This is a genomic window from Streptomyces griseicoloratus, assembly GCF_014534645.1.
GTDB lineage: Bacteria > Actinomycetota > Actinomycetes > Streptomycetales > Streptomycetaceae > Streptomyces > Streptomyces griseicoloratus.
Genome location: NZ_JACVQF010000163.1, coordinates 1 through 25,016, shown reverse-complemented (window position 1 = coordinate 25,016; position 25,016 = coordinate 1). Strand labels below are relative to the sequence as shown.

At 73.4% G+C, this 25,016-nt stretch carries 23 protein-coding genes; 5 read left to right on the top strand and 18 right to left on the bottom strand.

Translation table 11 applies throughout. From position 1 onward, the window contains the following. Positions 1-56 precede the first annotated feature (56 nt). From H0H10_RS05640 to H0H10_RS05600, 9 genes are all read right to left on the bottom strand, one after another. Positions 57-740 (bottom strand): ABC transporter ATP-binding protein, encoded by a 684-nt coding sequence (locus H0H10_RS05640; protein ID WP_188179710.1) that lies wholly within the window; start codon positions 738-740, stop codon positions 57-59. Further along, the gene (locus H0H10_RS05635) at positions 733-1,713 is read right to left on the bottom strand and encodes an ABC transporter ATP-binding protein (RefSeq protein WP_188179709.1); all 981 of its coding nucleotides are present in this window, start codon (positions 1,711-1,713) and stop codon (positions 733-735) included. The genes H0H10_RS05640 and H0H10_RS05635 overlap by 8 nt, the downstream gene beginning before the upstream one ends. Then, positions 1,710-2,606: an ABC transporter permease gene (locus H0H10_RS05630; protein ID WP_188179708.1), complete on the bottom strand. Its 897-nt coding sequence runs from the start codon at positions 2,604-2,606 to the stop codon at positions 1,710-1,712. The genes H0H10_RS05635 and H0H10_RS05630 overlap by 4 nt, the downstream gene beginning before the upstream one ends. 5 nt (positions 2,607-2,611) lie before the next feature. Beyond that, on the bottom strand, positions 2,612-3,580 hold the full coding sequence (locus H0H10_RS05625; RefSeq protein ID WP_188179707.1) for an ABC transporter permease: 969 nt from the start codon (positions 3,578-3,580) through the stop codon (positions 2,612-2,614). Between the two features lie 20 nt (positions 3,581-3,600). Then, on the bottom strand, positions 3,601-5,187 hold the full coding sequence (locus tag H0H10_RS05620) for an ABC transporter substrate-binding protein (RefSeq protein WP_188179706.1): 1,587 nt from the start codon (positions 5,185-5,187) through the stop codon (positions 3,601-3,603). A 378-nt stretch (positions 5,188-5,565) separates the two neighbouring features. Beyond that, positions 5,566-6,075 carry an O-acetyl-ADP-ribose deacetylase gene (locus H0H10_RS05615; RefSeq protein ID WP_188179705.1) on the bottom strand — a complete coding sequence of 170 codons (510 nt, stop codon included), beginning with the start codon at positions 6,073-6,075 and terminating at the stop codon, positions 5,566-5,568. Further along, a complete protein-coding gene (locus H0H10_RS05610; protein WP_188179704.1) occupies positions 6,072-7,481 on the bottom strand; it encodes a phytoene desaturase family protein in 1,410 nt (469 codons plus the stop codon). The genes H0H10_RS05615 and H0H10_RS05610 overlap by 4 nt, the downstream gene beginning before the upstream one ends. A 116-nt stretch (positions 7,482-7,597) precedes the next feature. Further along, the gene (locus tag H0H10_RS05605) at positions 7,598-8,446 is read right to left on the bottom strand and encodes an inositol monophosphatase family protein (RefSeq protein ID WP_188179703.1); all 849 of its coding nucleotides are present in this window, start codon (positions 8,444-8,446) and stop codon (positions 7,598-7,600) included. Between the two features lie 97 nt (positions 8,447-8,543). Continuing rightward, on the bottom strand, positions 8,544-10,370 hold the full coding sequence (locus tag H0H10_RS05600; protein ID WP_188179702.1) for a gamma-glutamyltransferase family protein: 1,827 nt from the start codon (positions 10,368-10,370) through the stop codon (positions 8,544-8,546). 387 nt (positions 10,371-10,757) lie between these two features. Here H0H10_RS05600 and H0H10_RS05595 point away from each other — a divergent pair, with 387 nt between their 5' ends. After that, the gene (locus H0H10_RS05595) at positions 10,758-12,647 is read left to right on the top strand and encodes an ATP-binding cassette domain-containing protein (RefSeq protein ID WP_188179701.1); all 1,890 of its coding nucleotides are present in this window, start codon (positions 10,758-10,760) and stop codon (positions 12,645-12,647) included. Positions 12,648-12,715: 68 nt separating this feature from the next. Here H0H10_RS05595 and H0H10_RS05590 read toward each other — a convergent pair whose 3' ends face one another. Further along, positions 12,716-13,471 carry an SDR family NAD(P)-dependent oxidoreductase gene (locus H0H10_RS05590; protein ID WP_188179700.1) on the bottom strand — a complete coding sequence of 252 codons (756 nt, stop codon included), beginning with the start codon at positions 13,469-13,471 and terminating at the stop codon, positions 12,716-12,718. Between the two features lie 73 nt (positions 13,472-13,544). Further along, positions 13,545-14,309 (bottom strand): glucose 1-dehydrogenase, encoded by a 765-nt coding sequence (locus tag H0H10_RS05585; RefSeq protein ID WP_188179699.1) that lies wholly within the window; start codon positions 14,307-14,309, stop codon positions 13,545-13,547. 186 nt (positions 14,310-14,495) lie between these two features. Here H0H10_RS05585 and H0H10_RS05580 point away from each other — a divergent pair, with 186 nt between their 5' ends. The 3 genes from H0H10_RS05580 to lipP1 are packed head-to-tail and all read left to right on the top strand — an operon-like array spanning position 14,496 to position 17,322. After that, on the top strand, positions 14,496-15,626 hold the full coding sequence (locus tag H0H10_RS05580) for an LLM class flavin-dependent oxidoreductase (protein ID WP_188179698.1): 1,131 nt from the start codon (positions 14,496-14,498) through the stop codon (positions 15,624-15,626). After that, entirely contained in the window at positions 15,626-16,372 is a 747-nt protein-coding gene (locus tag H0H10_RS05575; protein ID WP_188179697.1) for a glucose 1-dehydrogenase, read from the top strand. The genes H0H10_RS05580 and H0H10_RS05575 overlap by 1 nt, the downstream gene beginning before the upstream one ends. Beyond that, the gene (lipP1, locus tag H0H10_RS05570) at positions 16,369-17,322 is read left to right on the top strand and encodes a LipP1 family hormone-sensitive lipase (protein WP_309141730.1); all 954 of its coding nucleotides are present in this window, start codon (positions 16,369-16,371) and stop codon (positions 17,320-17,322) included. The genes H0H10_RS05575 and lipP1 overlap by 4 nt, the downstream gene beginning before the upstream one ends. Before the next feature lie 115 nt (positions 17,323-17,437). On the opposite strand, the gene H0H10_RS05565 is transcribed toward lipP1, so the two are convergent. Genes H0H10_RS05565 through hsaA form a run of 6 tightly spaced genes read right to left on the bottom strand, consistent with a single transcriptional unit; the run spans position 17,438 to position 23,548 of the window. Then, on the bottom strand, positions 17,438-19,147 hold the full coding sequence (locus tag H0H10_RS05565) for an FAD-dependent oxidoreductase (RefSeq protein WP_188179696.1): 1,710 nt from the start codon (positions 19,145-19,147) through the stop codon (positions 17,438-17,440). Positions 19,148-19,205: 58 nt separating this feature from the next. Then, positions 19,206-20,078, bottom strand: coding sequence for a MaoC/PaaZ C-terminal domain-containing protein (locus H0H10_RS05560; protein WP_188179695.1), 873 nt, complete (start codon positions 20,076-20,078; stop codon positions 19,206-19,208). Beyond that, a complete protein-coding gene (locus H0H10_RS05555; protein ID WP_309141729.1) occupies positions 20,078-20,587 on the bottom strand; it encodes a flavin reductase family protein in 510 nt (169 codons plus the stop codon). Before H0H10_RS05555 ends, H0H10_RS05560 begins: the two co-directional genes overlap by 1 nt. Beyond that, on the bottom strand, positions 20,575-21,468 hold the full coding sequence (locus H0H10_RS05550; protein ID WP_188179694.1) for a VOC family protein: 894 nt from the start codon (positions 21,466-21,468) through the stop codon (positions 20,575-20,577). The genes H0H10_RS05555 and H0H10_RS05550 overlap by 13 nt, the downstream gene beginning before the upstream one ends. A 29-nt stretch (positions 21,469-21,497) precedes the next feature. Continuing rightward, the gene (gene hsaD / locus H0H10_RS05545; protein WP_188179693.1) at positions 21,498-22,379 is read right to left on the bottom strand and encodes a 4,5:9,10-diseco-3-hydroxy-5,9,17-trioxoandrosta-1(10),2-diene-4-oate hydrolase; all 882 of its coding nucleotides are present in this window, start codon (positions 22,377-22,379) and stop codon (positions 21,498-21,500) included. Continuing rightward, on the bottom strand, positions 22,379-23,548 hold the full coding sequence (gene hsaA, locus H0H10_RS05540; protein ID WP_188179692.1) for a 3-hydroxy-9,10-secoandrosta-1,3,5(10)-triene-9,17-dione monooxygenase oxygenase subunit: 1,170 nt from the start codon (positions 23,546-23,548) through the stop codon (positions 22,379-22,381). Before hsaA ends, hsaD begins: the two co-directional genes overlap by 1 nt. A 175-nt stretch (positions 23,549-23,723) precedes the next feature. Between hsaA and H0H10_RS05535 the strand changes: the two genes are divergently transcribed. Continuing rightward, positions 23,724-24,653 carry an IclR family transcriptional regulator gene (locus tag H0H10_RS05535; protein ID WP_188179691.1) on the top strand — a complete coding sequence of 310 codons (930 nt, stop codon included), beginning with the start codon at positions 23,724-23,726 and terminating at the stop codon, positions 24,651-24,653. 37 nt (positions 24,654-24,690) lie between these two features. Here H0H10_RS05535 and H0H10_RS05530 read toward each other — a convergent pair. Then, the coding region (locus H0H10_RS05530; protein WP_507227367.1) for a TetR-type transcription factor C-terminal domain-containing protein at positions 24,691-25,016 on the bottom strand (326 nt) is incomplete at its 5' end.

The following is a 25,016-nucleotide window of genomic DNA, read 5'->3' as shown; positions in this document are numbered from 1 at the left end:
CTGCTGTGTCCGTGGACCCCATTTGACGGATGCATGTCGAGGAACCGGAGGGCGTACTACCGGGCCGCCTCCGCGGCGAGGGCGGTGCCGGTCAGGGCCGTCCAGTCGACGGTGCGGTCGCACCAGCGGTCCAGCAGGGTGCGGTCGTGGCCGACGGCCAGCAGACCGGCGCCGGTGGCGGCGCGGTAGTCCTCCACCACCCGGACCAGGGCTGCGGTGGTCGACGCGTCGAGCATCGCCGTCATCTCGTCGCACACCAGCCAGCGCGGGCGCAGCACGAGGGCGCGGGCGAGGCAGGCCCGTTGGAGCTGGCCGTCGCTGACCTCGTGCGGGCGCCGGCCGAGCAGGTCGGCGGTCAGCCCGACGGTGGCGGCCAGTTCGGCGACCCGGTCGGCGCTGCCCTCGCGCCGGCCGGTGGCCCGCAGCGGTTCGGCGATCAGGTCGGTGAGCCGCAGCCGGGGGTCGGCGGAGAGCCTGGGCTGCTGGAAGACGACGCCGAAGGCGGTGCGCTGGGCGCGCGGGGCGCGGTGGCGCCAGCGTCGTACGGGTTCGCCGTCGAGCACCAGGGTCCCGGACTCGGGCCGGTGCAGCAGGGCCGCGACGCGCGCGAGGGTGGACTTGCCGCAGCCGCTGGGGCCGAGCAGTCCGACGGCCTCGCCCGGCGCGACGGTCAGGGAGACGTCCCGGAACACCGGTGCGTTCCTGGTGTATCCGGCGGTGATGGCCCGCAGGTCAAGCACGGTCGGCGGCCTCCGTGAGAGCGGCGTGCGGATGGTGGCAGGCGACCGTGCCGCTCAGCGGCGGGAGCACGGCACAGGCGTCGTTCGCCCGGTCGCAGCGGGGGGCGAAGGCGCAGCCGTCGGGCAGGGCGCCGAGTTCGGGCGGCAGGCCCGGGATGGGGGTGAAGGCCCGGTCGGGGAGGGCCTGGAGCAGGCCGCGGCTGTAGGGGTGGCGGGGTCCGGGGGTGCCGAAGAAGGCGGCGGCGTCGGCCAGTTCGACGATCCGGCCCGCGTACATCACGGCGACCCGGTCGGCGATGCGTTCGGCCGCGGCCAGGTCGTGCGTGATCATCAGCAGGGCCCGGCCCTCGCCGCCGGCGTCGACGTGCCGGCGCAGTTCGTCGACGGTGCGGTCCACCAGGTCGCGGTCGAGTCCGGTGGTCGGTTCGTCGGCGAGCAGCAGCGGGGCGTCGCCGACGAGGGCGAGGGCGGTGGCGGCACGCTGGGCGAGGCCGCCGGACAGCTCGTGCGGGTGGCGGTCGAGGTGGTCCACCGGGAACGCGGCGCGTTCGGCGGCGGCCTCGGCGGCGGAACGCAGGGCGGCGCGTCCCCGCGTCGGGGTCAGTGCGGCGACCGTCTCCTGCAGTTGGGAGCGGATGGTGCGCACGGGGGTGAGGTGGGCGGCCGGGCTCTGCGGTACGAGGCCGGCCAGCCGGCCCCGTACCGTGCGGGCCAGGGTCCGTTCGTCGGCGGTGAGCAGGTCGAGGTCGCCCAGCAGGGCGCTGCCGGCGGTCTGGGCGTTGCCGGGGAGCAGGCCGAGGAGGGCGGAGGCGAGGACGGACTTGCCGCAGCCGCTCTCGCCGATCAGGGCCAGGCACTCGCCGGCCCGCACCTCGAAGTGCGCGTCGGTGACGGCGGCGACCCGCCGGCCACCCGGCATGAGGAAGCGCACCGACAGTCCGCGGACCGACAGCACGGGGGCTCGCTCGGTCACAGCATCAGCTCCGATCGGCGGCGGGGGTTGATCCGCTCCCGCCAGGCGCCGGCGAGGCCCGCGACGGCGAGGGTGGGGACGATGATGAACAGGCCCGGGAAGAGGGTGGGCCACCACTGCCCGGCGAGCAGCGAGCCGCGTGCGCTCTGGATGAGGTTGCCGAGGCTCGCCATGTGGGTGGGCAGTCCGAGTCCGAGGAAGGACAGCGCGGACTCGTGCCACATGGCGTGCGGCACCATCAGCACGGCGGCCAGCGCGGCCTGCGGCAGCACGCCGGGCAGCAGATGGCGCACGGCCACCCGCCACCGGGACGCGCCGCCGGAGACCGCCGCGTCGATGAACGGGCGCGAGCGCAGGGACAGCACCTCGGCGCGGACGATGCGCGCGGTCGACAGCCAGTGGGTGAGCGCGACCGACACCACCACCGGCCAGACGCCCGGCCGGAACATGGCGACGATGAAGATGCCGAGCAGCAGGTGCGGCACGGACGAGAACGCGTCGACGACGCGCATGACAGCCCGGTCGACCCAGCCGCCCAGTGCCCCGGCGGCGGCGCCCACGGCGGTGCCGACCACGGTCGCCGTCAGTGCCGCCGCCACCCCGACGAGCAGGGAGACGCGCAGCCCGTACACACAGCGCAGCAGCAGGTCCCGGCCGACGTCGTCGGTGCCGAAGGGGTGCTCCGGGCTCGGCGGTCGCAGCTTGGCGGCCAGGTCGACGGCCTGCTGGTCGAGCTGGACCAGCGGCGGTACGACCAGGACGGCGAGGACGGTCAGGGCCACCAGTGCGGCGGAGGTGCGCAGGCGCAGGGTGCGGGTGGAGCGGTGTTTCGCGCCGTACGAGCGCCACGCGGTGCCGGGCCGCTCGGCCTTCTCGGCCGCGGTCTCAGCCATGGGAGTCACATTTCACTGAGCTTCACCCTCGGGTCGAACAGTCCGTAGAGCAGGTCCGCGAGCAGGTTGCCGACGAGGACGGCGGCGGTGGCGAGGGTGGTCAGGGCGGCCAGCAGCGGGAAGTCGACGGCGGTGGCCGCCTCGACGGTGGCCGCGGCGATGCCCGGCCAGCTGAAGACGCTCTCCACCAGCAGGGCCCCGGTGATGAGTTCGGGCACGCGGGAGCCGATCAGGGTGAGCACCGGGAGGAGTCCGGAGCGCAGGGCGTGGCCGAGCAGGACCGTGCCCTCGCCGATGCCCCGGGCGCGGGCGCCGCGCACGGGATCCTCCGCCAGGGCGTCGCCGACGCCCTGGCGTACGTAGAGGGTGAACCAGGGCAGTTGGGAGACGGCGAGCACACCGGCGGGCAGCACGATGTGGCTCGCGACCTGTCCGGCGGTGACCCGCTCGCTGGCGGTGTCGGTCAGTCCGCCCGCCGGGAGGACGTCCCACTGGAGGGCGAACAGCCAGACGGCGAGCAGCGCGATCCAGAACACCGGCGCCGCCTCCAGGCAGTAGGCGAGCGAGGTGACGGCGCGGTCGAGCATCGATCCGGGCCGGCGGGCGGCCAGCACCCCGAGCAGGGTGCCGACGGCCACCGCGACGGCGAAGGCGACGGCGCACAGCAGCGCGGACCACACGAGGCGTTCGCCGATCACCTGGGCCACGGGCTGCCGCATCACGCCGGAGTGGCCGAGGTCGCCGGTGAGCGCGTCCGTCAGCCAGTGCCACCAGCGGACGACGAAGGACTGGTCCACGCCCAGGTTGTCCCGCAGCCGGTCCAGGGTCTCCTGGTCGGCGCCGAGCGCGGCGGTGCCGGCGTACGCCTTGACGGGGTCGAACGGGGAGGCGGCGGCGATGGCGAAGACGCCGAAGGTGACGACGAGGACGACGGGGACGGCGAACAGGGCCCGCCGCCCCGCGAGGCGCGCCATCGCTCCCCAGGGCAGCGGGCTCACTTCTTGGGCTGCCAGTCCTCGATGTTCCACCAGGGGCCGCTGGCGAAGCCGTGCTCGTGCGGCTCCAGCTGGGTGGTCAGCCCGTCCCAGCGGTCGGCGAGGACGTAGAGGTGGTCGATGTGGGTGAGGAAGGTGTAGCCGGGGTCGGCGACCAGTTCCTTCTGGAGCCTGTCGTAGGCGGAACCGCGTTCCTCGGGGTCCTGGCTGCGGCGGCCCGCGTCGAGTGCTTCGTCCACGGCCGGGTTGTCGTAGTGGGCCATGTTGTTGAAGCCGTCGCCGGCGAGGGAGGAGTGCAGCAGGGTGTAGAGCCCGAAGTCCGGGTCGCCGACGCTGCCGAAGCCGGCCAGGACCGCGTCGCTCTTCATGCGCGGCTCGATGACCTCCCAGGTGGCGCTCTCCACCTTCACCTCGATGCCGGCCTTCTTGGCGTCGGAGGCGTAGGCGAGCGCGTGGTCCTGGCGGACCTTGTCGCCGGACGGGTAGTACAGGGTGAACGCGGCCCGCTGTCCGTTCTTCGCGCGGATGCCGTCCGGGCCGGGCTTCCAGCCCGCCTGGTCCAGGATCTTCTGCGCGCCGGCCGGGTCGTGGGGGCGTTCGATGCCCGGCTCGTACGAGGGGTCGTCGGTGGGCAGCGGCCCGTAGGCCGGGGTGCCGGCGCCGTCGAGGATCTTGTCGACCATGGCCTGGCGGTCCACGGCGGCGTCCAGGGCCCGGCGGATGGCGCGGTCGCCGGTGACCTTGTTGCCGGTGGGCAGGGTGACGGCCCGGAAGTCGTACGACTTCGCCTCGTAGGTGCGCTTGCCGTCCTCGTTCTCGAAGGTGGCGGCGAGGTTGGGCGGGAGGACGGCGCCGTCGAGGTCGCCGGAGCGCAGCCGGGTGGCGCGCACGTTGTCGTCGGCGATGATCGCCATGGTGAAGGACTTCACCTCGGACTTGCCGCCCCAGTAGTGCGGGTTGGCCTTGAAGGTGAGCTTCTCCCCCTTGCGCCAGTCGGCGAGGACGTACGGTCCGGTGCCGACCGGCTCGGTGTTGAAGGAGCCGGTGTTCGGGTCCTGCGCGCCCGCGACGTGCTCGGGGACGATGGGCAGGACCGTCCGGGCGGCGAAGGGCGCGTACGGGTACTTGAGCGTGAAGACGACCTTGTCGTCGCCGCTCGCCCGGACGTCCTTGACGGCGTCCAGCTCGCTGCGCGCCGTGTTGTTGGTCCTGGCGTCGAGGACGGTCCTGTAGGTGAAGACCACGTCGGCGGGCGTGAGCGGTTCGCCGTCGCTGAACTTCACGCCCTTGCGCAGGGTGTACGTGTAGGTGCGGCCGCCGTCGGCGATCTCCGGGAGTGCGGTGGCCAGGGCAGGCTTCAGCCTGAGATCGGCGTCACGGGCGAGCAGCCCGTCGAAGATCTTGGAGTTGCCGTCCTTGCCGTAGCCGAGCAGCGGACTGAGGGTGTCCGGTTCGGAGGCCACCCCGATCACGACCGACTCGGCCGCCTCGGTGTCGTCCGTCTTGCTCCCCGGTGCCGAGCAGGCGGCGACGCCGGCGGCCAGCGCCGCCGCGGCGGCGGCGCTTCGTATCAGACGGGTGGTCATCTCTCCCCCACATTTGTTGCTGTCGACAGGTTATTGCATATCACTTGCAATAGACGCGTCAAGCCTGGTGGGGGCGCATATGGGCCCGCCCGGCGGCACGAGCCGACGGGATCCGTCCACGGAATACCGAAAAATCTGCCCAAAACCTATTGACTCTGGATATATAAGGTGCAGAGTGATTGTTAGACCACAACACCGAAAGAGTCTCGAAGTCGGCAAGGACGTCTAGTCGGCGGAGAGACTTGGACAGGATGTGGTTCAGGCCCCCGGCAAGCCGGCGCGATACCGAGGCGACAGTGACGACTGGAGCTTCAGGACACGTGCAGCACTACCGGGGACTGTTTTTTGCCCTCGGCCGGTGACCGCCCGGCGGGCACCTCAGCCGATCTGCGCGGCGAACGCCTCGTACGCCCGCTCGTCGAAGAGGACGAACCGGACCTCCTCCATCGAGGTCCCGGCGGCCCGCACCGTCTCGACGGCGATGCGGGCGCCGTCGTCGATCGGCCAGCCGTAGACACCGGTGGAGATCGCGGGGAAGGCGATCGTACGGGCGCCCAGGTCGCCCGCGACCCGCAGGGACTCCCGGTAGCAGGAGGCCAGCAGCTCGGAGCGGTCCTCGGTGGCCGACCAGACCGGGCCGACGGTGTGGATCACCCAGCGGGCGTCCAGATCGCCCGCGGTGGTGGCGACGGCCTGGCCGGTGGGCAGGCCCTTGCCGTACCGGCCGGCGCGCAGCCTGCGGCAGTCCTCCAAGATCGCGGGGCCGCCGCGCCGGTGGATGGCGCCGTCGACGCCGCCTCCGCCGAGCAGGGAGGAATTGGCCGCGTTGACGATCGCGTCGGCGCTCTCGCGCGTGATGTCGCCCTGGACCAGCGTGATCGTCGTCATGCCTGCCTCAGCCTCCGCCAGACGGCCTTCGCCGCGTTGTGTCCGGACATGCCGTGCACCCCGGGGCCCGGCGGGGTGGCCGACGAGCAGATGAAGACGGCCGGGTGCGGGGTGTTGTACGGGAACAGGGACAGTCTGGGACGCAGCAGGACCTGGAGCCCGGAGACCGCGCCGGAGGCGATGTCGCCGCCGACGTAGTTGGCGTTGCGGGCGGCGATCTGGGGCGGCCCGGCGGTCGCGCGGGCCAGGACGCGGTCGCGGAAGCCGGGGGCGAAGCGCTCCAGCTGGCGTTCTATGGCGTCGGTGAGGTCGCCGGTCCAGCCGCTGGGCACGTGGCCGTACGCCCAGAAGACGTGCTTGCCGGCGGGAGCGCGGGTCGGGTCGGCGACGCTGGGCTGGACGGTGATGAGGAAGGGCGCGTCGGGTGCGCGGCCCTCGCGGGAGGCGGCGCGCAGGGCGGTGCCGATCTCCCCGCTGTCGGCGCCGATCTGCACGGTGCCCGCGGCGCGGGCCTCCTTCGCGGTCCAGGGGACCGGGCCGTCCAGCGCGTAGTCGATCTTGAAGACGCCGGGGCCGTAGCGGTAGTGGTCGTAGAGGCTGCCGAAGCCGGCGATACGGGCCAGGGCGGTGGGCGAGGTGTCGAAGACGTACGCGCGCGCGGGCGGCAGGTCGTCCAGGCGCTTGACCTCGAAGTCGGTGTGGACGGTGCCGCCGAGGTCCGTGAGGTGGGCGGCGAGGGCGTCGGAGACGGCCTGGGAGCCGCCGCGGGCCACCGGCCAGCCGCGGGCGTGCGCGGCGAGCGCGAAGACCAGGCCGATGGCGCCGGTGGCGAAGCCGCCGAGCGGGGCCATGACGTGCGCGACCAGGCCGGCGAACAGGGTCCTGGCCCGCTCGTCGCGGAAGCGGCGCATCAGCCAGGTCGACGGGGGCAGGCCGACGAGGCCGAACCGGGCGAGGGTGACGGGGTCCCTGGGCAGCGCGGTCAGCGGCAGGGACATGAAGTCGCGGACCAGGGTGTCCCAGCGGGCGAGGAACGGCTCGACCAGCCTGCGGTAGGTGCCCGCGTCGCGCGGTCCGAACGAGGCCGCCGTGGCGCCCACGGACCGGGCCAGCACGGCGGCGGAGCCGTCCGGGAACGGGTGTGCCATGGGCAGCTCGGCGTGCACCCACTCCAGCCCGTAGCGCTCCAGGGGCAGGCCGCGGAAGGCCGGCGAGTTGATGGCGAGGGGGTGCGCGGCGGAGCACGGGTCGTGCCGGAAGCCGGGCAGGGTCAGCTCCTCGGTGCGGGCGCCGCCGCCCACGGTGTCCCGGGCCTCGAAGACGGCGACGGAGAAGCCGCGCCGGGCCAGCTCCACGGCAGCCGTCAGCCCGTTCGGCCCCGCACCCACCACGACCGCATCGAGCATCGACGGCACCTTCGGACCCCTTCGTCAGCCGACGGCCACTGGGCATCAGGATATGCCGGGGCACCGGCACCGCCCGGCCGAGGGTGGCGGGAGGCGGGGTGCCGGGTCCCGGGCGGTCAGACGCCCTCGCCCGCCAGCAGCGCCGCCACGCGCCGGGCCGTGGCCGCGTCGCGGGCGGCGGTGAACGGCAGGTCGTTGTCGCCCGCGATGCGGAAGGGTTCGCCCGTGCGGGTCAGGTGGGTGCCGCCCGCCTCCTCGACCAGGAGGAGGCCCGCGGCGTGGTCCCAGGCGGCCTCCCAGGAGAACGCCGTGGCGTCCGACTCGCCGCGGGCGACGGCCAGGTACTCCAGGCCCGCCGAGCCGCAGGCGCGGGGCGCCACGCCCGGGGTGCGCAGGGCGAGCAGGGCGCGCTTCTCCTCGTCCGTCGTGTAGTCCGGGTGGGACGTGGCGACGCGGAGGTCGCGGCCGGGCTCCGGCGGGCCGGCGTACAGCCGCTTCCCGTCGAGGAAGGCGCCCCGGCCGCGTACCGCCGTGGCGAGTTGGCCGCGGGCCGGCGCGTAGGTCCAGGAGGCGCGCAGCACCCCGTGGTGGGCCAGCGCGACGAGGGTGCAGAAGCCGGTGTCCCCGTGCACGAACTGCCGGGTCCCGTCGACCGGATCGACGATCCACACCGGCGCCTCGCCCCGGATCGCCTCGTACGACGCCGGGTTGGCGTGCACCGCCTCCTCGCCGACCACGACCGAGCCGGGCAGCAGGCCGACGAGGGCCTCGGTGAGGAACTGCTCGGCCTTGCGGTCGGCGTCGGTCACCAGGTCGTGCGGGCCGGACTTCTGGTCGACCTCGTGCGCCGCGAGCCGGCGCCAGCGCGGCATGATCTCCTGGGCGGCCGCCTTGCGGACGGCTTCCTCCACGTCGTCGGCGTGCCGGGTGAGAAACTCGTCGATGGTTTCGATGTCTTGGATCACGAGTCCATGAGAGCACGCGCCACTGACAATCCCCGCCCTGGGGGTGCACTCCCGGTGGAATCGGGGTGAACTCCCGGTTCGCCGGCCCGGGCCCGGGTCAGCGGCCGACCGCGTACCCCTGCATGCCCCGCGGGTTGGCGGCCGCCGACAGGATGCCCGTGTCCGGGTCCCGCGCGACGGCGCACAGCCGCCCCTCCGACCATGCGTCGCCCACGACGACGTCGTGGCCGCGGCGCCGCAGGTCCTCGACGACCGCCGGGTCCGTGCGGGACTCCACGGTCACGCTGCCCGGCCGCATGCCGCGCGGGAAGAAGGAACCCGGGAAGCTGTCGTTGTGCCAGTTCGGGGCGTCGATCGCGCCCTGGAGGTCGAGGCCCCCGCGCACCCGCGCGCGCAGCGCGACCGCCAGGAGGAAGTGCAGCTGCCACTGGTCCTGCTGGTCCCCGCCGGGCGTGCCGAAGGCCATGACCGGCTCGCCGTCGCGCAGGGCGATCGAGGGCGTGAGCGTGGTGCGCGGCCGGCGGCCCGGCGTGAGCGTGTTGGGCAGGCCCTCCTCCAGCCAGGTCATCTGCAGCCGGGTGCCGAGCGGGAAGCCGAGTTCGGGCACGACGGGGTTGGACTGGAGCCAGCCGCCGCTGGGCGTGGCCGCGACCATGTTGCCCCAGCGGTCCACGACGTCGAGGTGGCAGGTGTCGCCGCGGGTGCCGCCGTCGGCGGCGACGTCCGGTTCGCCGGGGACCGGTGACGCCGGGCCCTTGGCGACCGTCGGCTCGCCGATCCCCAGCGCGTCGAATCCCGCTGCCTCGACGGCCGCCACGCGCGCGTGGGCGCTCAGTCGCGGGGTTCGCCCGCCGGGGCTGCCGGGGCGCAGTTCGTGGGAGGCCCTGTCGCCGACGAGCTTCCGCCGGGCGGCGTTGTACTGCGGCGACAGCAGGTCGTCGAGCGGCACCTCGGCGGCGTCCCCGTACCACGCCTCCCGGTCGGCCATGGCGAGTTTGCAGCCCTCGACCAGCAGGTGGACGTAGTCGGCGGACCCGTACTCGGGCAGCTCGGGCGGGAGCAGCGCCAGTTGCTGGAGCAGGACGGGGCCCTGGCTCCAGGGGCCGGCCTTGCACACGGTCCAGCCGTTCCAGTCGTACGTGACGGGGGTCTCGTAGGCCGCGGACCAGCCGGCGAGGTCGGCGGCCGTCAGGGTGCCGCAGTGGTGCACGCCGCTGGTGTCCATGGTGGGGCGTCCCGCCTGCCGCACCAGCGCCTCGGCGACGAACCCGGTGCGCCACACGGCACGGGCCGCCTCGATCCCGGCCTCCCGGTCCCCGGCGCCGGCCACCTCGGCCAGCAGCCGCTTCCAGGTGGCGGCGAGCGCGGGGTTGCGGAACAGCGCGCCGGGCCGCGGCGGGCGCCCGCCCGGCAGGTAGACCTCCGCCGAGGACGTCCACTCCGTCTCGAACAGCCCCTGCACGGTCCCGACGGTCTCGCCGAGGCGCTCCACGGGCGCGTGGCCGTGTTCGGCGTAGCCGATGGCGTACTTGAGCACGTCGGCGAGGGACTTGGTGCCGTGGTCGCGCAGCAGCAGCATCCAGGCGTCGAAGGCTCCGGGGACGGCGGCGGCGAGCGGGCCCGTGCCGGGTACGAGATCCAGCCCGAGCCCCTGGTAGTGCGCGACCGTGGCACCGGCCGGCGCCACGCCCTGCCCGCACAGCACCCGCACCTCGCCGCCCGCCGGGGCGAGCAGGATCGGCACCTCCCCCGCCGGTCCGTTGAGGTGCGGTTCGACGACGTGCAGCACGAAGGCACCGGCCACGGCGGCGTCGAAGGCGTTGCCCCCGTCCTCCAGCACCGCCATCGCCGACTGCGAGGCCAGCCAGTGGGTGGAGGACACCATGCCGAAGGTGCCCTGGAGGGTGGGGCGGGTGGTGAACATAGGGCCTCTCACCTCGCTGTCTACGCGCACCGGCCTGGTCCGGCCGGCGCTCGGGACCTACTTCGGGGCGGATCCGGGGAGTTGGCGCCCGGGCGCCCCTCCGTCCGCTCCCCCGGCAGGCTATCGATCACCCTGCGCCGGGGCCCCCGAGATGCACGCAGGGCGCTTCCTGAAATCCCATCCGTCACACAGCTCTCAAGCATCGGCGATTCGGCCAGTCCCGTGCGCCCGGGACCGGCTCCAGCAACGAGCCGCCCCGGGCGACCCCTTGCGCGGCAAGGGTCTCAACGCGTCCGGAATCGAGCGCGTTCGATTCCGGCGCCGGGTCGTTATGCCGTGCACCGCCGAGCCGTCCAGGTCCGGCACCGACCTCCAGGAGGGACGCGGATGACTGTGCCCGACGCCTCGACCGCTGACGAGAAGATGCCGCCCCCTCCACCGCCGGCGAGCCTCACCTTCGAGGGGAAGCACGGCAGGAACCCGCTGACGGACGCCGGTTTCACCGCGATGTGCCGCCGCCTGCCGTCGGTGCTCGGACACACCGCGCGGATGGCGTGGGCCGTCGACAGGCCCGGCGTCGTGCTGCTCCTCGCGTGCCAGCTCGTCACCGGCGTCGCGGCCGCCGTCGTCCTGACGTTCACCGCCGAGGCGATGGCGCACGTCCTCGGCAGCGGCTCCGTCTCCGAACGCCTGCACGGCGCGCTGCCCGCCCTGGTCGTGGTGACGACGGCCGCGGCCGTCGGCCGGATCAGCGGCGCCCTGTCCTCCTACGCCGACGGCCGGATCACCCCCTTGCTGACCACCGAAGCGGACATCGCCCTGGTCGCCGCCGTCTGCCGGGTGGAGTCCTCCGCCTACGGCGAGGACGGTTTCGCCGACCGGCAGGAAGCCGCCGAGGTCGGCGTCACGCGCACGCGGCTGATGGTGCAGGACGCCCAGCGGTTCATGTCCGCCCTGATCCGCATGACCGCCGCGAGCGGAGTCGTCACGGCACTGCATCCGCTGATGCTGCCCCTGCTCCTGCTGGCCGTTCTCCCGGCCGGCGCCGGAGCCGTGCTGTCCGCGCGCGTCGACTACGAGACCCACTACCTCAACGTCGGCGACCGCAACGTGCGCTCCATGATGCGCTGGTGGGCCACCTACTCCCGCTACGGCGACGAGGTCCGCGCCAACGGCATGACCGGCTACCTCCTCTACTGGTACCGCGCCCTGTCCGACCGCATCGACCGGCGCAGCCTCACCGCGGCCCCGCGCATGCTGCGCATCGTCCTGACCACGAGCGCACTCGGCGGGGCCTTCCTGCTGTGCACCTGGTCCGCCCTCGCCTGGCTGGCCGCCACCGGCCGGGTCGCCCTGCCCGTCGCCGCCACCGCCGTCGTCGCCGTGCAGACCGCGCTCGCCGCGCTCGGCCACGTCGTCATCCACGGCGCGGCGATGTTCCACACCTCGCTGTACCTGGCCGACATGCGGGCCTTCCTCGACCTGGCCGCCGAACGCGCCCCGAGACGCGGAGAGCTGACCATCCCGGAACGCGTGGACGAGATCCGCCTCGACGAAGTGGTCCACCGCTACCCGGGCAAGGACGAACCGGCCGTCGCCGGGGTGTCGCTCACCCTGCGCCGGGGCGAGATCCTGGCCGTCGTCGGCGAGAACGGCTCGGGAAAGTCCACCCTCGTCAAGCTCATCACCGGCATCCTCCTCGCCGACAAGGGACGCGTCCTGTGGGACGGCGTCGACCTCGCCCAGGCCGATCCCGACGCCGTGTGGAAGCGCACCGCGCTCGTCCCCCAGGGCTTCGCCTGCTGGCCCCTGCGCGCCCGCGAGAACATCACGCTCGGCCAGCCGAAGACCTTCGACGACGGGCCCGTGTGGGAGGTGGTCGATGCCGTCGGCATGCGCGAGGCGATCGAGAAGCTGCCCCGGCAGCTCGACACGCTCCTCGCCAAGGAGCTGTGGGGCGGCGCCGAGCTCTCCGGCGGGCAGTGGCAGCGCCTGGTGTGCGGACGCGCCCTGTACCGGCGGACACCGCTGCTGATCCTGGACGAGCCGACCTCCCAGATGGACGCCCGTGGCGAGCACGCCGTCTTCCTGGAGATCAGGAGGATCGCCGCCGAACGCATCACGGTCGTCGTCACCCACCAACTGGAGAACACCCGTCTCGCCGATCGCGTCCTCGTCATGGACAGGGGCAGGGTCGTCGAGCACGGCACGTACGAGGACCTGGTCCACGCCGGCGGCCTGTTCGCCGAACTCGTCGCACTGACCAAGGACCGGTGACGGCCCCTCGCGGGGGCGGGCGGGCTGCGGCGGCCCGTGCGGCATCTCCGGAAGAGTGGTGCGGGCCGTCACATGTGGGTGCCGCCGTCGATGCGGATCTCGGTGCCGGTGATGAAGGCGCCGTCCTCCGAGGCCAGCATGGCGACGACGCCCGCGACGGCCGCCGGGTCGGCGAAGCCCGGGCCGAGGGCCGGGGCCAGTTTGGCGAGCAGGCTCCAGTCCGTGTCCTCCGGCAGGCCCGGGTTGCTGGTCATGCCGCTGGCGATGCTGCCCGGGGCGACGCACACCGCCCGCAGTCCCCGCTTGGCGTACTCGGCCGCGATCGCATGCGTGAAGGACTGGATGCCGCCCTTGGTCGCCGCGTAGGCGGCCATGTAGGGGTGGGCGAAGGACGCCGCGGTGGAGCTGAAGTTGACCACGGTGCCGTTGCGCGAGGCCAGCAGCGCGGGCAGGGCCTCCCGGGTCGTCAGGAAGGTGCCGGTGAGGTTGACGGCGACGATCCGGTTCCAGAGCTCCAGGGTCGTCCGTTCGGTGTGCGCGGAGCGCAGGATGCCGGCCGCGTTGACCAGTACGTCCAGCCCGCCGAGGTGTGTCACGGCCGCGGCGACGCCCTCCCGCACGGAGGACTCGGCCGACACGTCCATCACCCGCGTGTGCAGCCGGTCCCCGGCACCGGCCGAGGCGGACGTCTCCTTCAGTCCGGGCTCCGAGACGTCGGCGGCGGCGACGACCGCGCCCTCCCGCAGGAGCCGCAGCACGGTCGCCCGCCCGATGCCCGATCCGGCGCCGGTGACCAGGACCCGGCGCCCTTCGAAGCGGTCCATGGGTGTCCTCCCTGACGTCGTGCTGTCGTCGTGCCGTCGTTGTCCTGCCGTCGTGCTGTCGTCGTCCGCCGTGTCAGTGATCCGTCAGCGGCTCGACCGTCGGCCCGGCGGTCCAGCCGCCGTCGACGGCCAGCTCGGCGCCGGTGATGTAGGAGGCGGCGTCCGAGAGGAGGAAGGCGACCGCTTCGGCGACCTCCGGGGGCTCGCCGACCCTCGCCATGGGGGTGCCGGGGTGGTTGCCCTCGCCGCGCTCGATGCCGACGTGGGCGGTCATCGGGGTGTAGATCATGCCGGGGTGCACGGAGTTGACGCGGATCCGGGCGGCCGCGAGCTCCACGGCACCGACCCTGGTCAGCCCGCGCACGCCCCACTTGGCCGCCCCGTACCCGGCGGTCATGGCCAGGCCCATGAGGCCCGCCGCGGAGGAGATGTTGACGATGGAGCCGCCGCCGTCGCGCCTCATCACCGGGATCACGGTGCGCATGCCGATGAAGACACCGGTCAGATCGATGTCGAGGACCCGGCGGAACGCCTCGACCGACTGCTGTTCGAGGGGGTGGGAACCGCCCGAGACGCCCGCGTTGTTGACCAGGCCGTCGACTCCGCCGAACTCGGCGACCGTGAAGTCCACGACCCGCCGCCAGTCCTCTTCGGAGGTGACGTCGTGCCGGACGAACCGGACACGGTCGCCGAGCTGCCCGGCGACGGCCCCGCCCTCCTCCAGCACGTCGGTGAGCACCACCCGGGCGCCGGCCTCGGCGGCCACCCGGCCGGTCTCGGCGCCGAGTCCGCGTGCGCCGCCGGTGACGATCACCGTCCTGCCCCGAAGATCCGCCACTGTCCCGTCCCCTCCTCGTGACGCCGCCGCAGCCCGGCTGTCGTGCGAAGTGGCAGGACCGTACGTTTCCCCGTCCCCGGAAGGGAACGCCGTCTTCCCGCTGAGTGGGAGCGAAGGCATGCGCCGGGCCTTCGGTCTCGTATATGCCTGACAGAAATATTTCTGACAGGCATAGAGGAGGCGTCGGTGAAGTTCTCCATGATCTTCGAGGCCCAGATGGTCGACCCCACCCCCGAACGCGAGCGGCAGGTCCTCCACGACTGCGTCGAACAGGCCGTCTTCGCCGAGCAGATGGGCTTCGACCGGATCTGGGCGGTCGAACACCACTCCCTCACCCAGTACGCGCACATGAGCGCCTCGGAGATCTTCCTCACCTGGGTGGCCGCGAAGACCTCCCGCATCCGCATCGGCCACGGCGTGGTCACCATGCCCTTCGGCTACCAGCACCCGGTCCGGGTCGCCGAACGCGCCGCCATGCTCGACGTGCTCTCCGGCGGCCGCGTCGACATCGGCGCCGGCCGCGGCGCCACCCGCCAGGAGATGTCCATGTACGGGGTGAGGCCCGAGGACACCTACCCGCAGATGGAGGAGGCGCTGCGGATCTTCTCCTCCGCCTGGCGCGAGGAGCGCTTCGAGTGGCACGGCACGATCGACATCGGACCCGGCGCGATCCTCCCCCGCCCGGTCCAGGACCCGCACCCTCCCCTCTTCATGGCCTGCTCCCGGCACGACACCCTCAAGCTCGCGGCCGAACTGGGCATCGGGGCCCTGGTGATGGGCTTCGCCGGCGCGGACGACGTGCGGGAGATGCGCAAGGTGTACGACGAGGCGATCGCGGCCCGCAGCGGCGAGCGGTTCGTGTCGACCGAGGTGAACGACCACCTCTCCGCCCTCTGCCCGACCATCGTCCTCGACGACGCCGAGCGCGCGCTCCGGCTCGGCACCCGCGGCCAGCGCTTCTTCGCCGAGTCCATCGCCCACTGGTACGGCAACGGGCCCGCCCCCACCGGCCACGCGGAGGACGAGGACCACGTCGCCGCGCTCGCCAGGGACCGCGACGAACTCGTCGCCCGGCTCCACGAGGCCAGCATCCCGGCCCGCCCCGTCGACACCGGCACGTACAACACCGAGCACGCCTACGGTGACGCCGCCACCGCCATCGCCTACGTCGAACAGCTCCGCCGGACCGGCGTGGACGAGGTGATGTGCCTCATCCAGATGGGCACGGTCCCGCAGGAGGTGTGCATGGAGACCGTCCGGCAGTGGGGCGAGAAGGTCATCCCGCACTTCCGCGCCCTCGACCGGGAGAGCGCGTGATGCCCGGGCGCCTCGACGGCAAGGTCGTCGTCGTCACGGGGGCCGGCCGCGGTCAGGGCGCGGCCGAGGCACGGCTGTTCGCGGAGCACGGCGCGCGCGTGGTGCTCACGGACGTCCGGGAGGACGAGGGCCGCGCGGTCGCCGGGGACCTCGGCGACCAGGGGCTGTTCGTCGTCCACGACGTGACGGACGCGGCCGGCTGGCGGCGGGCCGTCCGGGCCGGGACCGACGCCTTCGGCCGGATCGACGCACTGGTCAACAACGCCGCACTGTGGCGCACCGCCCCCGTCGAGGAGGACACCGAGGACAACCTCCGGCAGCTTCTCGGGGTGAACCTCGTCGGCCCGTTCCTCGGCATCCAGGCCGTCGTTCCGGCGATGCGCGCGACCGGTGACGGCGGCTCGGTCGTCAACATCTCCTCCACCGCCGGCCTGGTCGGCATCGCGGGCCACGCCTCCTACGGGGCGACGAAGTCCGGCCTGCGCGGACTGACCAGGTCCGCGGCCATGGACCTGGCCCGGTACCGCATCCGGGTCAACTCCGTCCACCCCGGCATGGTCGACACCCCCATGGTCGCCGGGGCCCTCGGCGCGGACGCGGGAGAGCGGGAGTGGCCGAACGTGCCGCTGCGGCGCATGGGCCGGCCCGAGGAGGTCGCGGAGATGGTGCTGTACCTGGTCTCGGACGCCTCGGCGTACGTCACCGGCGCCGAGTTCACCATCGACGGGGGGCTGACGGCCCGGTGACCGATCCCCTGACTCCCCGCGCCCGGAAGCTCGCCGACGCCATGTCGGCCGGCTTCCCGGACCCGGCCCTCGGCCCGGTCCGGGTGTCCGAGATCCGGCAGGCCGCGCGGGCCGGTGCCGCGGCGCGGCCGGTACGGCCGCTGCCCCGGGTCACCGACCGCCGCATGCCCGGGCCGGCGGGCGCGCCGGACGTGCCGGTGCGGGTCTACGAGCCGGCGGCGGACCCCGGCTCCCCGCCACCGGTGGTGGTCTTCCTCCACGGCGGCGGCTGGGTGCTGTGCGGCCTGGACACCCATGACGGCATCTGCCGCGAACTGGCCTTCCACGCCGGCGCGGTGGTGGTCTCGGTGGATTACCGCCGCGCCCCGGAGCACCGCTTCCCGTCGGCGGCCGAGGACGCCTACGCGGTCACCGCGTGGGTGTCCGCGCACGCGGCCCTGCTGGGCTGCGACGCCGGCCGGCTGGCCGTCGCGGGCGACAGCAGCGGCGGCAACCTCGCGGCCGCCGTGACCCTGATGGCACGCGACCGCGGCGGCCCGGACATCGCGGCGCAACTGCTCGCGTACCCGGTCCTCGACCACCGTATGGAGACCGCCTCGTACTCGGCGTACGGCACGGGCTTCTTCCACACGACGGCGCACATGCGCTGGTACTGGGAGCAGTATCTCGGCCCCGGAGGGGACGGTTCGCACCCGTACGCCTCCCCGGGCCTGGCCCCCGACCTGGCCGGCCTGCCGCCGGCCGTCGTGGTGCTGCCCGAGTGCGACCCGCTGCGTGACGACGGGCTCCGCTACGCCGGGCGGCTGCGGGAGGCCGGTGCCGCGCCGCGGCTGCGAGTGTGGCCGGGCGTGTTCCACGGTTTCCTCGGCCTCGGCGGGCTGCTGCCGGAGGCCGACGAGGCCCTGACCGGGGCGGCGCGCGCCCTGCGGGCCGCGCTGGCCTCCCGGTGAGGGGAATGACGGTGTGGCCCCGCGCGTGCAGGAGCGGCGCGGTGGCCTCGCCGATGACGGAGGCGGCTGCGCCGGCCGGACGGGTACGGGGCGTGGTGTGCTCCTTCCGGAGTGGTCAGCGGGAGGCGAGGGTGTCCGCCATGTGGTTGACCGCGAGCCAGCTGAAGGTCATCGCCGGGCCGATGGTCGCGCCGGGCCCCGGGTACGTCTCGCCCATCACCGCGGCCGAGACGTTGCCGGAGGCGTACAGGCCCTCGATGACGCTGCCGTCGTCGCGCAGCACCCGGGCCCTGGCGTCGGTGACCGGGCCGCCCTTGGTGCCGATGTCGCCGGGATGGACCGGGACGGCGTAGAAGGGGGCCTTGTCCAGCGGCGCGAGGTTGGGGTTGGGGAGCGTCGGGTCGCCGTAGTAGCGGTCGTAGACGCTCTCGCCGCGCCGGAAGTCCTCGTCGCGGCCGTTGCGGGCGAAGCCGTTGAAGCGGTCGACGGTGGCCCGCAGCCGTTCGGCGGGCAGGCCCGTCCGCGCGGCGAGTTCCCCGAGGCCGGCGGCCTTCTTGACGAAGCCGCTCTCGATCCACGCCCTGGGGAAGGGCTGTCCCGGGAAGAGGCCCATGAAGAGGTAGCGGGCCTTGGAGGTGGCGTCGAGGATCAGCCAGGAGGGGACGGTGGACGCCCCCGGCCGGTCGCAGGCGTACATCGCGTCGACGAACTCGTGGTACGGGGCGGCCTCGTTGACGTAGCGCTCGCCCGCTCCGTCGACGACGACCATGCCGGGGATGCCCCTCTCGGCGACGAGGAAGAACGGCTTCCCGCCGGGCGGCACCACCGACGGCGCCCCCCACACCTTGTCCATCAGGTCGGTCGCGGCGCCCGCCGCGAGTGCGGCCTGCAGGCCGTCGCCCGTCTGGCCCTCGGCCGCCGAGCTCCACTCGGTGGAGGTCGGCGCCGGGAGGTACTTCTCGCGCAGCCGCTGGTCGTGCGAGAAGCCTCCGGAGGCGAGGACGACACCGCCGGTGGCCCGTACGGTCGTCTCCCGGCCGGCAGAGGTCCCGTCGGCCGGGCGGTGCCGGGAGGGGTCGAGGCGGACCCGTACGCCCGTGGTCCGGCCGTCCTCGGTCACCAGCCCGGTGAACGGCGCGGACAGCCACAGCTCGCCGCCGAGCCTGTCGAGCGAGTGGCGCATCCGGGCGACCAGCGCCTCGCCGAGGGAGAGCGGCCGCCTGCCGGTGGCCAGGGCCCCGAGGGCGCGCAGCCCGACCTTCAGCGACGTCTTCCTGCCCGCCCACGTGCGCGACACCATGTTCAGGTGCCGGAAGTCGTGGGAGGTGATGGTGAGCCCGTACGTGGGCAGGCCGGCCCGGCGCATGGTGGCGCGCTGCTCGGGACCGAGCTTCCTGAAGTCGAAGATCTCCGGCTCGACCGACCGGCCCTGCGGGGAGCCGCCGAGCCGTTCGGGATAGTAGTCCGAGTAGCCCGGGGTGTGGACGAACCGGACGTCGGTCTTCTCGTGGAACTCGCGCACCATGGCCGGGCCGTGCTCGATGTAGGCGTCCCTGCGCTCGGGTGGGACCCGGTCGCCGACGGTGGCGTCCAGGTAGGCGCGGGCCTTCTCCGGGGTGTCGCCGAGTCCCGCCCGGTCGAGATGGAGATTGTTGGGCACCCAGATCGCGCCGCCGGACAGCGCGGTGGAGCCGCCGTAGCGGTCGGTCTTCTCGACCACGAGCACGGTGAGTCCGCGCAGCCGGGCGGTGATGGCGGCGGCCATTCCGGCGGCGCCGGACCCGATGACCACCACGTCGTAGGTGTGGTCCCACGTGTCGTTCATCGCGTTCTCCCTCGTCGTGTCGTTCCGGCCCCGCCCGCGGACGGGACGCGCCTTCGGGTCAGCGGACGGTGAGGGCGGCGTCGGTGAGCACCGGCGCGTCGCCGCGCTCCGCCGCGGTGGCCCGCAGCCGGTAGCCGCGGGTCGCCGGATCCGGATCCGTCCAGACGCTGATCCGCAGGGTCTCGCCCGGGAGGAACACCCCCGCGAACCGGGTGCGGCAGCCGGCGATCGCGCTCGTGTCGCCGCCCAGGAAGCGGTCGGTGACCGCCTTGACGACCGCTCCGAAGGTGCACAGTCCGTGCAGGACGGGCCGGTCGTAGCCGGCCGCTCGCGCCGCGTCCGGGTCGGCGTGCAGCGGGTTCCAGTCCCCGGTGAGCCGGTAGAGCAGCGCCTGCTGGGGCAGGGTCGGCAGCTCGAACACACGCTCCGGCTCGCCGTCGGGGTCCGGCATCCGGCCGGAGGGACCGCGGTCGCCGCCGAAGCCGCCCTCGCCGCGCACGAAGACGTGGTTGCGCTGGGTCAGCAGCGGCTCCCCGGTCTCGTCCAGCAGCGCGGACTCCTGGACGATCACGGCGGCCATGCCCTTGTCGTGGACGTCGGTCACGCGGGTGACGGCGGTCGCCTTCGCCGCGGGCGGCAGCGGCCGGTGCACGGTGACCTCCTGGCCGCCGTGCAGCACCCTCGCCAGATCGATGTCCACGCCCGGCCGGTCGAAGACCTGGAAGCCGACGCCCGCCGCCACCACCCCGAAGAGCGGCAGGACCTTCAGGCCCCGCGGATGCCGCTCGTAGACGTAGCGCAGCTCGTCCGGGTCGGTCTCCGGGACGCCGGCGCCGAGCGCGAGGTGGTACAGCCGCACGTCACGGTCGTCCCACACGACGTCGGTGCGGACCGGTGGCGCCGCGAGGAGCGCGTGCACGTCGATGGGCATCAGAACGCCCCCACGGCGTAGCGGCTGCGGAAGTACAGCAGCGGCCGGCCGTCCTCGCGGGCGTCGAGCGCGATCACCCGGCCGGTGACCATGTGGTGGTCGCCGGCCTCGTGCACGGCGTGCAGTTCGCACTCCACGAAGGCCAGGGCGCCGTCGATGCGCACGGTCCCGTGCTCGCCGGCGCTCCAGGGCACACCGGTGAACTTGTCGGGGCCGCTGCGGCCGAGCGCGGCGCACGTCTCCCGCTGCTCCTCCGCGAGGATGTTGACGCAGAACCGGCCGGCCCGCTCGATCCTCGGCCAGCTGCTGGAGGTCCTGGCCACGGCCAGCATGACCAGCGGCGGGTCGAGGGAGAGCGAGGCGAAGGACTGGCAGGTGAAGCCGACCGGCTCGGTGCCGTCCAGTGCCGCGACGACCGTGATGCCGCTGGCGAAGCGGCCGAGGACGTCACGGAAGGCTGCCGCGTCGATCCGCGGGCCGGTCCGCCCCTGGTCCGTCAGCCGTTCCACCGGTGGCCCCAGAAGCTGTCGGCGGTGATCTCCTTGGCGACCCAGGTGGCGGGGTCGACGATCAGGCCGTCCCAGCCGTACTCGACCTGGAAGCCGCCGGGGGCCTGGGCGTAGAAGGAGACCATGCGGTCGTTGGTGTGGCGGCCGAGGGAGGAGGCGATGGGGATGCCCGCCGCGTTCATCCGGTCCAGGCCGCGGCCCACGTCGTCGAGGGTCTCCAGCTCGACCATGAAGTGCACGATGCCGGGGGGCAGGGCGCCGGGGTACAGGCCCAGGCTGTGGTGGCGGCGGTTGGGGCTCAGGAAGTGCATCCAGTGGAAGTCCCGCTGCTCGGCGGCGGTGGGGACGGCCTGCGGCGGGAGTTTCATCGAGTCGCGGAGCTGGAAGCCGAGCAGGTTCTCGTAGAAGTCCAGCGCGGCCTCGACGTCCGGCACCGGCAGCACCACGTGGCCGAGGCCCAGGTCGCCGGTGACGAACCGGTTGCCGTACGGGGTGCCGAGCGCGGTGTGGTCCTGCGCCTGGCCCCAGTAGATCTCCAGCGGGTTGCCGCAGGGGTCCGTCACGTGGATCAGTCCCTGGACGCGGCGCTCGGCGAGTTCGCCTGCGTCGGCGGGCTTGACGGCGACGCCCGCGGCCTCCAGTTCCTCGGCGGCCTGTGCGAGCGCGGCGGCGTTCGCCACCTCCCAGCCGGCCGCCAGCAGCCGGTCGGTGTCGCCCGTGCGGACGGCGATGCGGTAGGAGCGGTCGTCCATCCGCAGGAAGAGGGTGTCCTCGGTGGTGCCGGAGGCCTCCACCATGCCGAGGACGTCGAGCGCGTAGGTGCGCCACTCCTCGGGCCTGGTGGTCTCCAGGCGCAGGTAGCCGAGAGCGCGAATGTCCATGGTCGGTCTCCTTCGGTGCGGCGGTCGGCTCAGTGGGTGAAGAAGTCGATGGCGAGCCGGTTGAACTCGTCGGCCTGTTCGGTCTGCGCCCAGTGGCCGCAGTGCGGGAAGACGGGGAGGCGGGCGTCCGGGATGGTCTTGAGGGCGACCAGTGCGCCGTCGAGCGGATTGACCCGGTCCTCGCGGCCCCAGGTGAGCAGCACCGGGTGGGTGATCCGGTGGGCCTCGCGCCAGAGCATCCGGTCCTCGGCCCAGGCCGGGTTCGCGAAGGCGGCGGCCATCCGTGCGCTGCCCAGCCGGGCCTCGGGGTCGGTGGCCGACGCCCAGCGTTCCTCGACCAGTTCGTCGGTCACGACGGACGGGTCGTACGCCATGACGCCGAGGAAGGCGCGCAGTTGCTCCTTGGTGGGCTGCGGTGCCGTGTTGAACTCGAAGAGCCGCTTGATGCCCTCGGTGGGATCCGGTGCGAAGAGGTTGAGCGAGACCCCTCCGGGGCCCATCAGCAGCAGCTTGCCGACCTTGGCGGGGTGGTCGAGGGCGATGCGTACGCAGGTGCCGCCGCCGAGCGAGTTGCCGACGAAGTGCGCCTGTGCGATGCCGAGTTCGTCCATCAGGGCCGCGATGGCGTCCGCGCTGTAGCTGAAGTAGTCCTTGTCGAGCTCCGGTTTGCCGGAGCGGCCGAAGCAGGGCTGGTCGACCAGCAGGGTGCGGAAGGTCCGGGCGAACACCGGGAGGTTGCGGCCGAAGTTGCTCCAGGCGGAGGCGCCGGGGCCGCCGCCGTGCAGCATGATCACGACGGGTGCGCCGGGGCCGCCGTCGGGCCCGGCCTCGTGGTAGTGCAGGGTGAGCGCGCCGGCCTTGGCGGTGCGCGAGGTCGACTCGTAGGTGAGATCGGCCACCTGGGCTCCCATCAGAGCATCGTGTCCTGGATGTCGAGGCCGAGGGCTCCCCGCCCGAAGAGCAGCAGTGCGCGCTCGGGGTCGTTGGCGGCGTGCCCGCGGCCGGTGTGTGCGTCACGCCAGGCCCGCTGGACCGGGTTGGGGCCGGTGCGCATGGTGTTGCCGCCGGCGTTCTCCACCAGCAGGTCCACCGCGGCCACGGCCCGCTCGGTGGCGATGACCTGGTCGCGGCGGGCGCGGGCCCGCAGCTCCATCGGCAGTTCCTCGCCGCGCCGCGCGTGCTCGTACAGCTCCTCGATGTTGCGGCGCAGTTGCAGCCAGGCGGCGTCGATGTCGCTGGCGGCGCGGGCGATGCGCACCTGGGCGAAGGGGTCCTCGGCGACCTTCTGGCCGTAGGAGACGCGGATGCGCCGCTTGGTGGCCTCGGCGTAGGAGGTGTAGGCGCCCTCGGCGATGCCGACGATCGGGGTGGAGATGGTGGTGGTGAACACGGCGGCGTACGGCAGCCGGTACAGCGGCTCGGGGTTGAGCTCCTGTCCCGGTGTCCTCAGCTCGGTGACCGGGCCGAAGCTGAGCGCCCGGTGGTCGGGCACGAAGGCGTCCTCGATCACGATGTCGTTGCTGCCGGTGCCGCGCAGGCCCACGGTGTCCCACACGTCGTCGACGCGGTAGTCGGTGCGCGGCACGAGGAAGGTGCGCATGTCGGCCGGGGCGCCGTCCTCGCCGAGGACGAGGCCGCCGAGCAGCGCCCAGCCGGTGTGGTCGCAGCCGGAGGAGAAGTGCCAGCGGCCGGAGATGCGGAAGCCGCCGTCGGCCGGGGTGACCTTCCCGGTGGGGGCGTAGGAGGAGGCGATCCGGGTGGTGCGGTCGGCGCCCCACACCTCCTCCTGGGCCTTCGGGTCGTACAGCGCCACGTGCCAGGGGTGCACGCCGAGGACGGAGGCGACCCAGCCGGTGGAACCGCAGGCCCTGGCGATCTCCTTGACCGCCTCGTAGAAGACCACGGGGTCGGCCGCGTGGCCGCCGTACGACCGGGGCTGCAGCAGCCGGAAGAACCCGGTCTCCTCGATCTCCTTGATCGAGGCGTCCGGCACCCGCCGCAGTTCCTCGGCCTCGGCGGCGCGCTCGCGCAGCCGGGGGGCGAGGTCCCGGACTGCGGCGAGGACCGCGTGTTCGGTCATGGCATCCCCTCTCGGGTCGTGATGCGGAGGTGGGAAAGTGCCGCGAACCTATGGCTCTTTGTTTCGAAACGAAATAGGTACTTCCCACTGAGCGGGAACCGTGGCAACCTCTCGGCAACAGCACGAGCGTGGCCGGAATCACGCGGTTTCCTCCGCTTCCTCGCAGGAGTCGCCGATGACAGTGCAGCCCGTTCAGCAAACCGGTCACGAAGCCCAGCCTCCGCCCTCGCTGCTGGAGAAGGCGGCTCTCGTCCTCGGTGCCTTCCAGGGCTCGACGCCCCGGCTGACACTGACGGAGGTGGTGCACCGCTCCGGGCTCCCCCGCTCCTCCGTGCACCGCATCCTCGACCAACTGGTGCAGCTTCGCTGGCTGGATCGTGACGGTCGGGACTACCGCCTGGGCATGCGGATGCTGGAGCTCGGGGCGATGGCCTCGCACCACAACCGGCTGCGCCGGGCCGCGCTGCCGCATCTGCACGAGCTGCACGAGAAGGTCGGGCACGTGGTGCACCTCGCCGTGATCGACGGGCCGGAGGTGGTGTACCTGGAGCGGATCGGCGGCGCGGCCGACTGCTCGGTGCCGTCCCGGACGGGCGGCCGGCAGCCGGCCTACTGCACGGGCACCGGCAAGGCGATCCTGGCCTTCGGCGACGAGGCGCTGGTGGCCGAAGTACTGCGGTCCGGGCTGCGTCCGCGCACCCCGTACACGATCACCCGGCCGCGGGCCTTCCGGGAGGAGCTGGCGCGCATCCGCGAGCGCGGGGTGGCCTTCGACCGGGAGGAGGCCTTCCGCGGGGTGGCGTGCGTGGCGGCTCCGCTGCGCGGCTCGGGCCGGGCGATCGCCTCCATCTCGGTGTGCGGCAACGGTGTGCACCGCGAGCTGGAGCGGATGGCGCCGGCGGTGCTGGGCACGGCGCGGGCGGTGTGGTCGGCGCTGTACGGGCCGGGTCGCGCGGCCGCGGCCCGATCGGGCTCGCGCCCGGGGGCGCGGGCGGCGGGGGCGGCTCGTGCGGCGGGGAACGGCTCGGACGCCGGGGCGGCGGCCATGGCCCCGGCGCAGATGGACACCATGATGTCCTGGCTGCGGTTCGCCGAGTGGATGTGAGACCGACCGGGCCGGTCCGCGGCGGGCAGGCCCTGCGTCATTCACGGAGGGCGATGCCCTCCAGCACCATGGACAGGTACTGGCGGGCGATCTCCTCCGGGCTGTGCTGTCCGCCCGGCTGGTACCAGGACGCGGCGACCCACACGGTGTCGCGCACGAAGCGGTAGGTGAGCCGGACGTCCAGGTCGGCGCGGAAGACCTCGGCGGCCACTCCGCGTTCGAGGGTGCCGAGCCACGCCTTCTCGAACTTCTGCTGCGACTCGGCGAGATAGCCGAACCGCGGCTGGTCCAGCAGGTGCCTGGACTCCTTCTGGTAGATGGCGACCGCGGCACGGTGCCGGTCGATCTCCCGGAAGGACTCGG

Excerpts from the sequence above, each read along its gene's own strand:
- H0H10_RS05565 (WP_188179696.1), bottom strand. The coding sequence starts at position 19,147 with ATGAACGACACGTGGGACCACACCTACGACGTGGTGGTCATCGGGTCC.
- H0H10_RS05575 (WP_188179697.1), top strand. The coding sequence starts at position 15,626 with ATGCCCGGGCGCCTCGACGGCAAGGTCGTCGTCGTCACGGGGGCCGGC.
- H0H10_RS05620 (WP_188179706.1), bottom strand. The coding sequence starts at position 5,187 with ATGACCACCCGTCTGATACGAAGCGCCGCCGCCGCGGCGGCGCTGGCC.
- H0H10_RS05560 (WP_188179695.1), bottom strand. The coding sequence starts at position 20,078 with ATGCCCATCGACGTGCACGCGCTCCTCGCGGCGCCACCGGTCCGCACC.
- hsaA (WP_188179692.1), bottom strand. The coding sequence starts at position 23,548 with ATGACCGAACACGCGGTCCTCGCCGCAGTCCGGGACCTCGCCCCCCGG.
- H0H10_RS05625 (WP_188179707.1), bottom strand. The coding sequence starts at position 3,580 with ATGGCGCGCCTCGCGGGGCGGCGGGCCCTGTTCGCCGTCCCCGTCGTC.
- H0H10_RS05615 (WP_188179705.1), bottom strand. The coding sequence starts at position 6,075 with ATGACGACGATCACGCTGGTCCAGGGCGACATCACGCGCGAGAGCGCC.
- H0H10_RS05590 (WP_188179700.1), bottom strand. The coding sequence starts at position 13,471 with ATGGACCGCTTCGAAGGGCGCCGGGTCCTGGTCACCGGCGCCGGATCG.
- H0H10_RS05535 (WP_188179691.1), top strand. The coding sequence starts at position 23,724 with ATGACAGTGCAGCCCGTTCAGCAAACCGGTCACGAAGCCCAGCCTCCG.
- H0H10_RS05600 (WP_188179702.1), bottom strand. The coding sequence starts at position 10,370 with ATGTTCACCACCCGCCCCACCCTCCAGGGCACCTTCGGCATGGTGTCC.
- H0H10_RS05630 (WP_188179708.1), bottom strand. The coding sequence starts at position 2,606 with ATGGCTGAGACCGCGGCCGAGAAGGCCGAGCGGCCCGGCACCGCGTGG.
- H0H10_RS05550 (WP_188179694.1), bottom strand. The coding sequence starts at position 21,468 with ATGGACATTCGCGCTCTCGGCTACCTGCGCCTGGAGACCACCAGGCCC.
- H0H10_RS05595 (WP_188179701.1), top strand. The coding sequence starts at position 10,758 with ATGACTGTGCCCGACGCCTCGACCGCTGACGAGAAGATGCCGCCCCCT.
- hsaD (WP_188179693.1), bottom strand. The coding sequence starts at position 22,379 with ATGGGAGCCCAGGTGGCCGATCTCACCTACGAGTCGACCTCGCGCACC.
- H0H10_RS05610 (WP_188179704.1), bottom strand. The coding sequence starts at position 7,481 with ATGCTCGATGCGGTCGTGGTGGGTGCGGGGCCGAACGGGCTGACGGCT.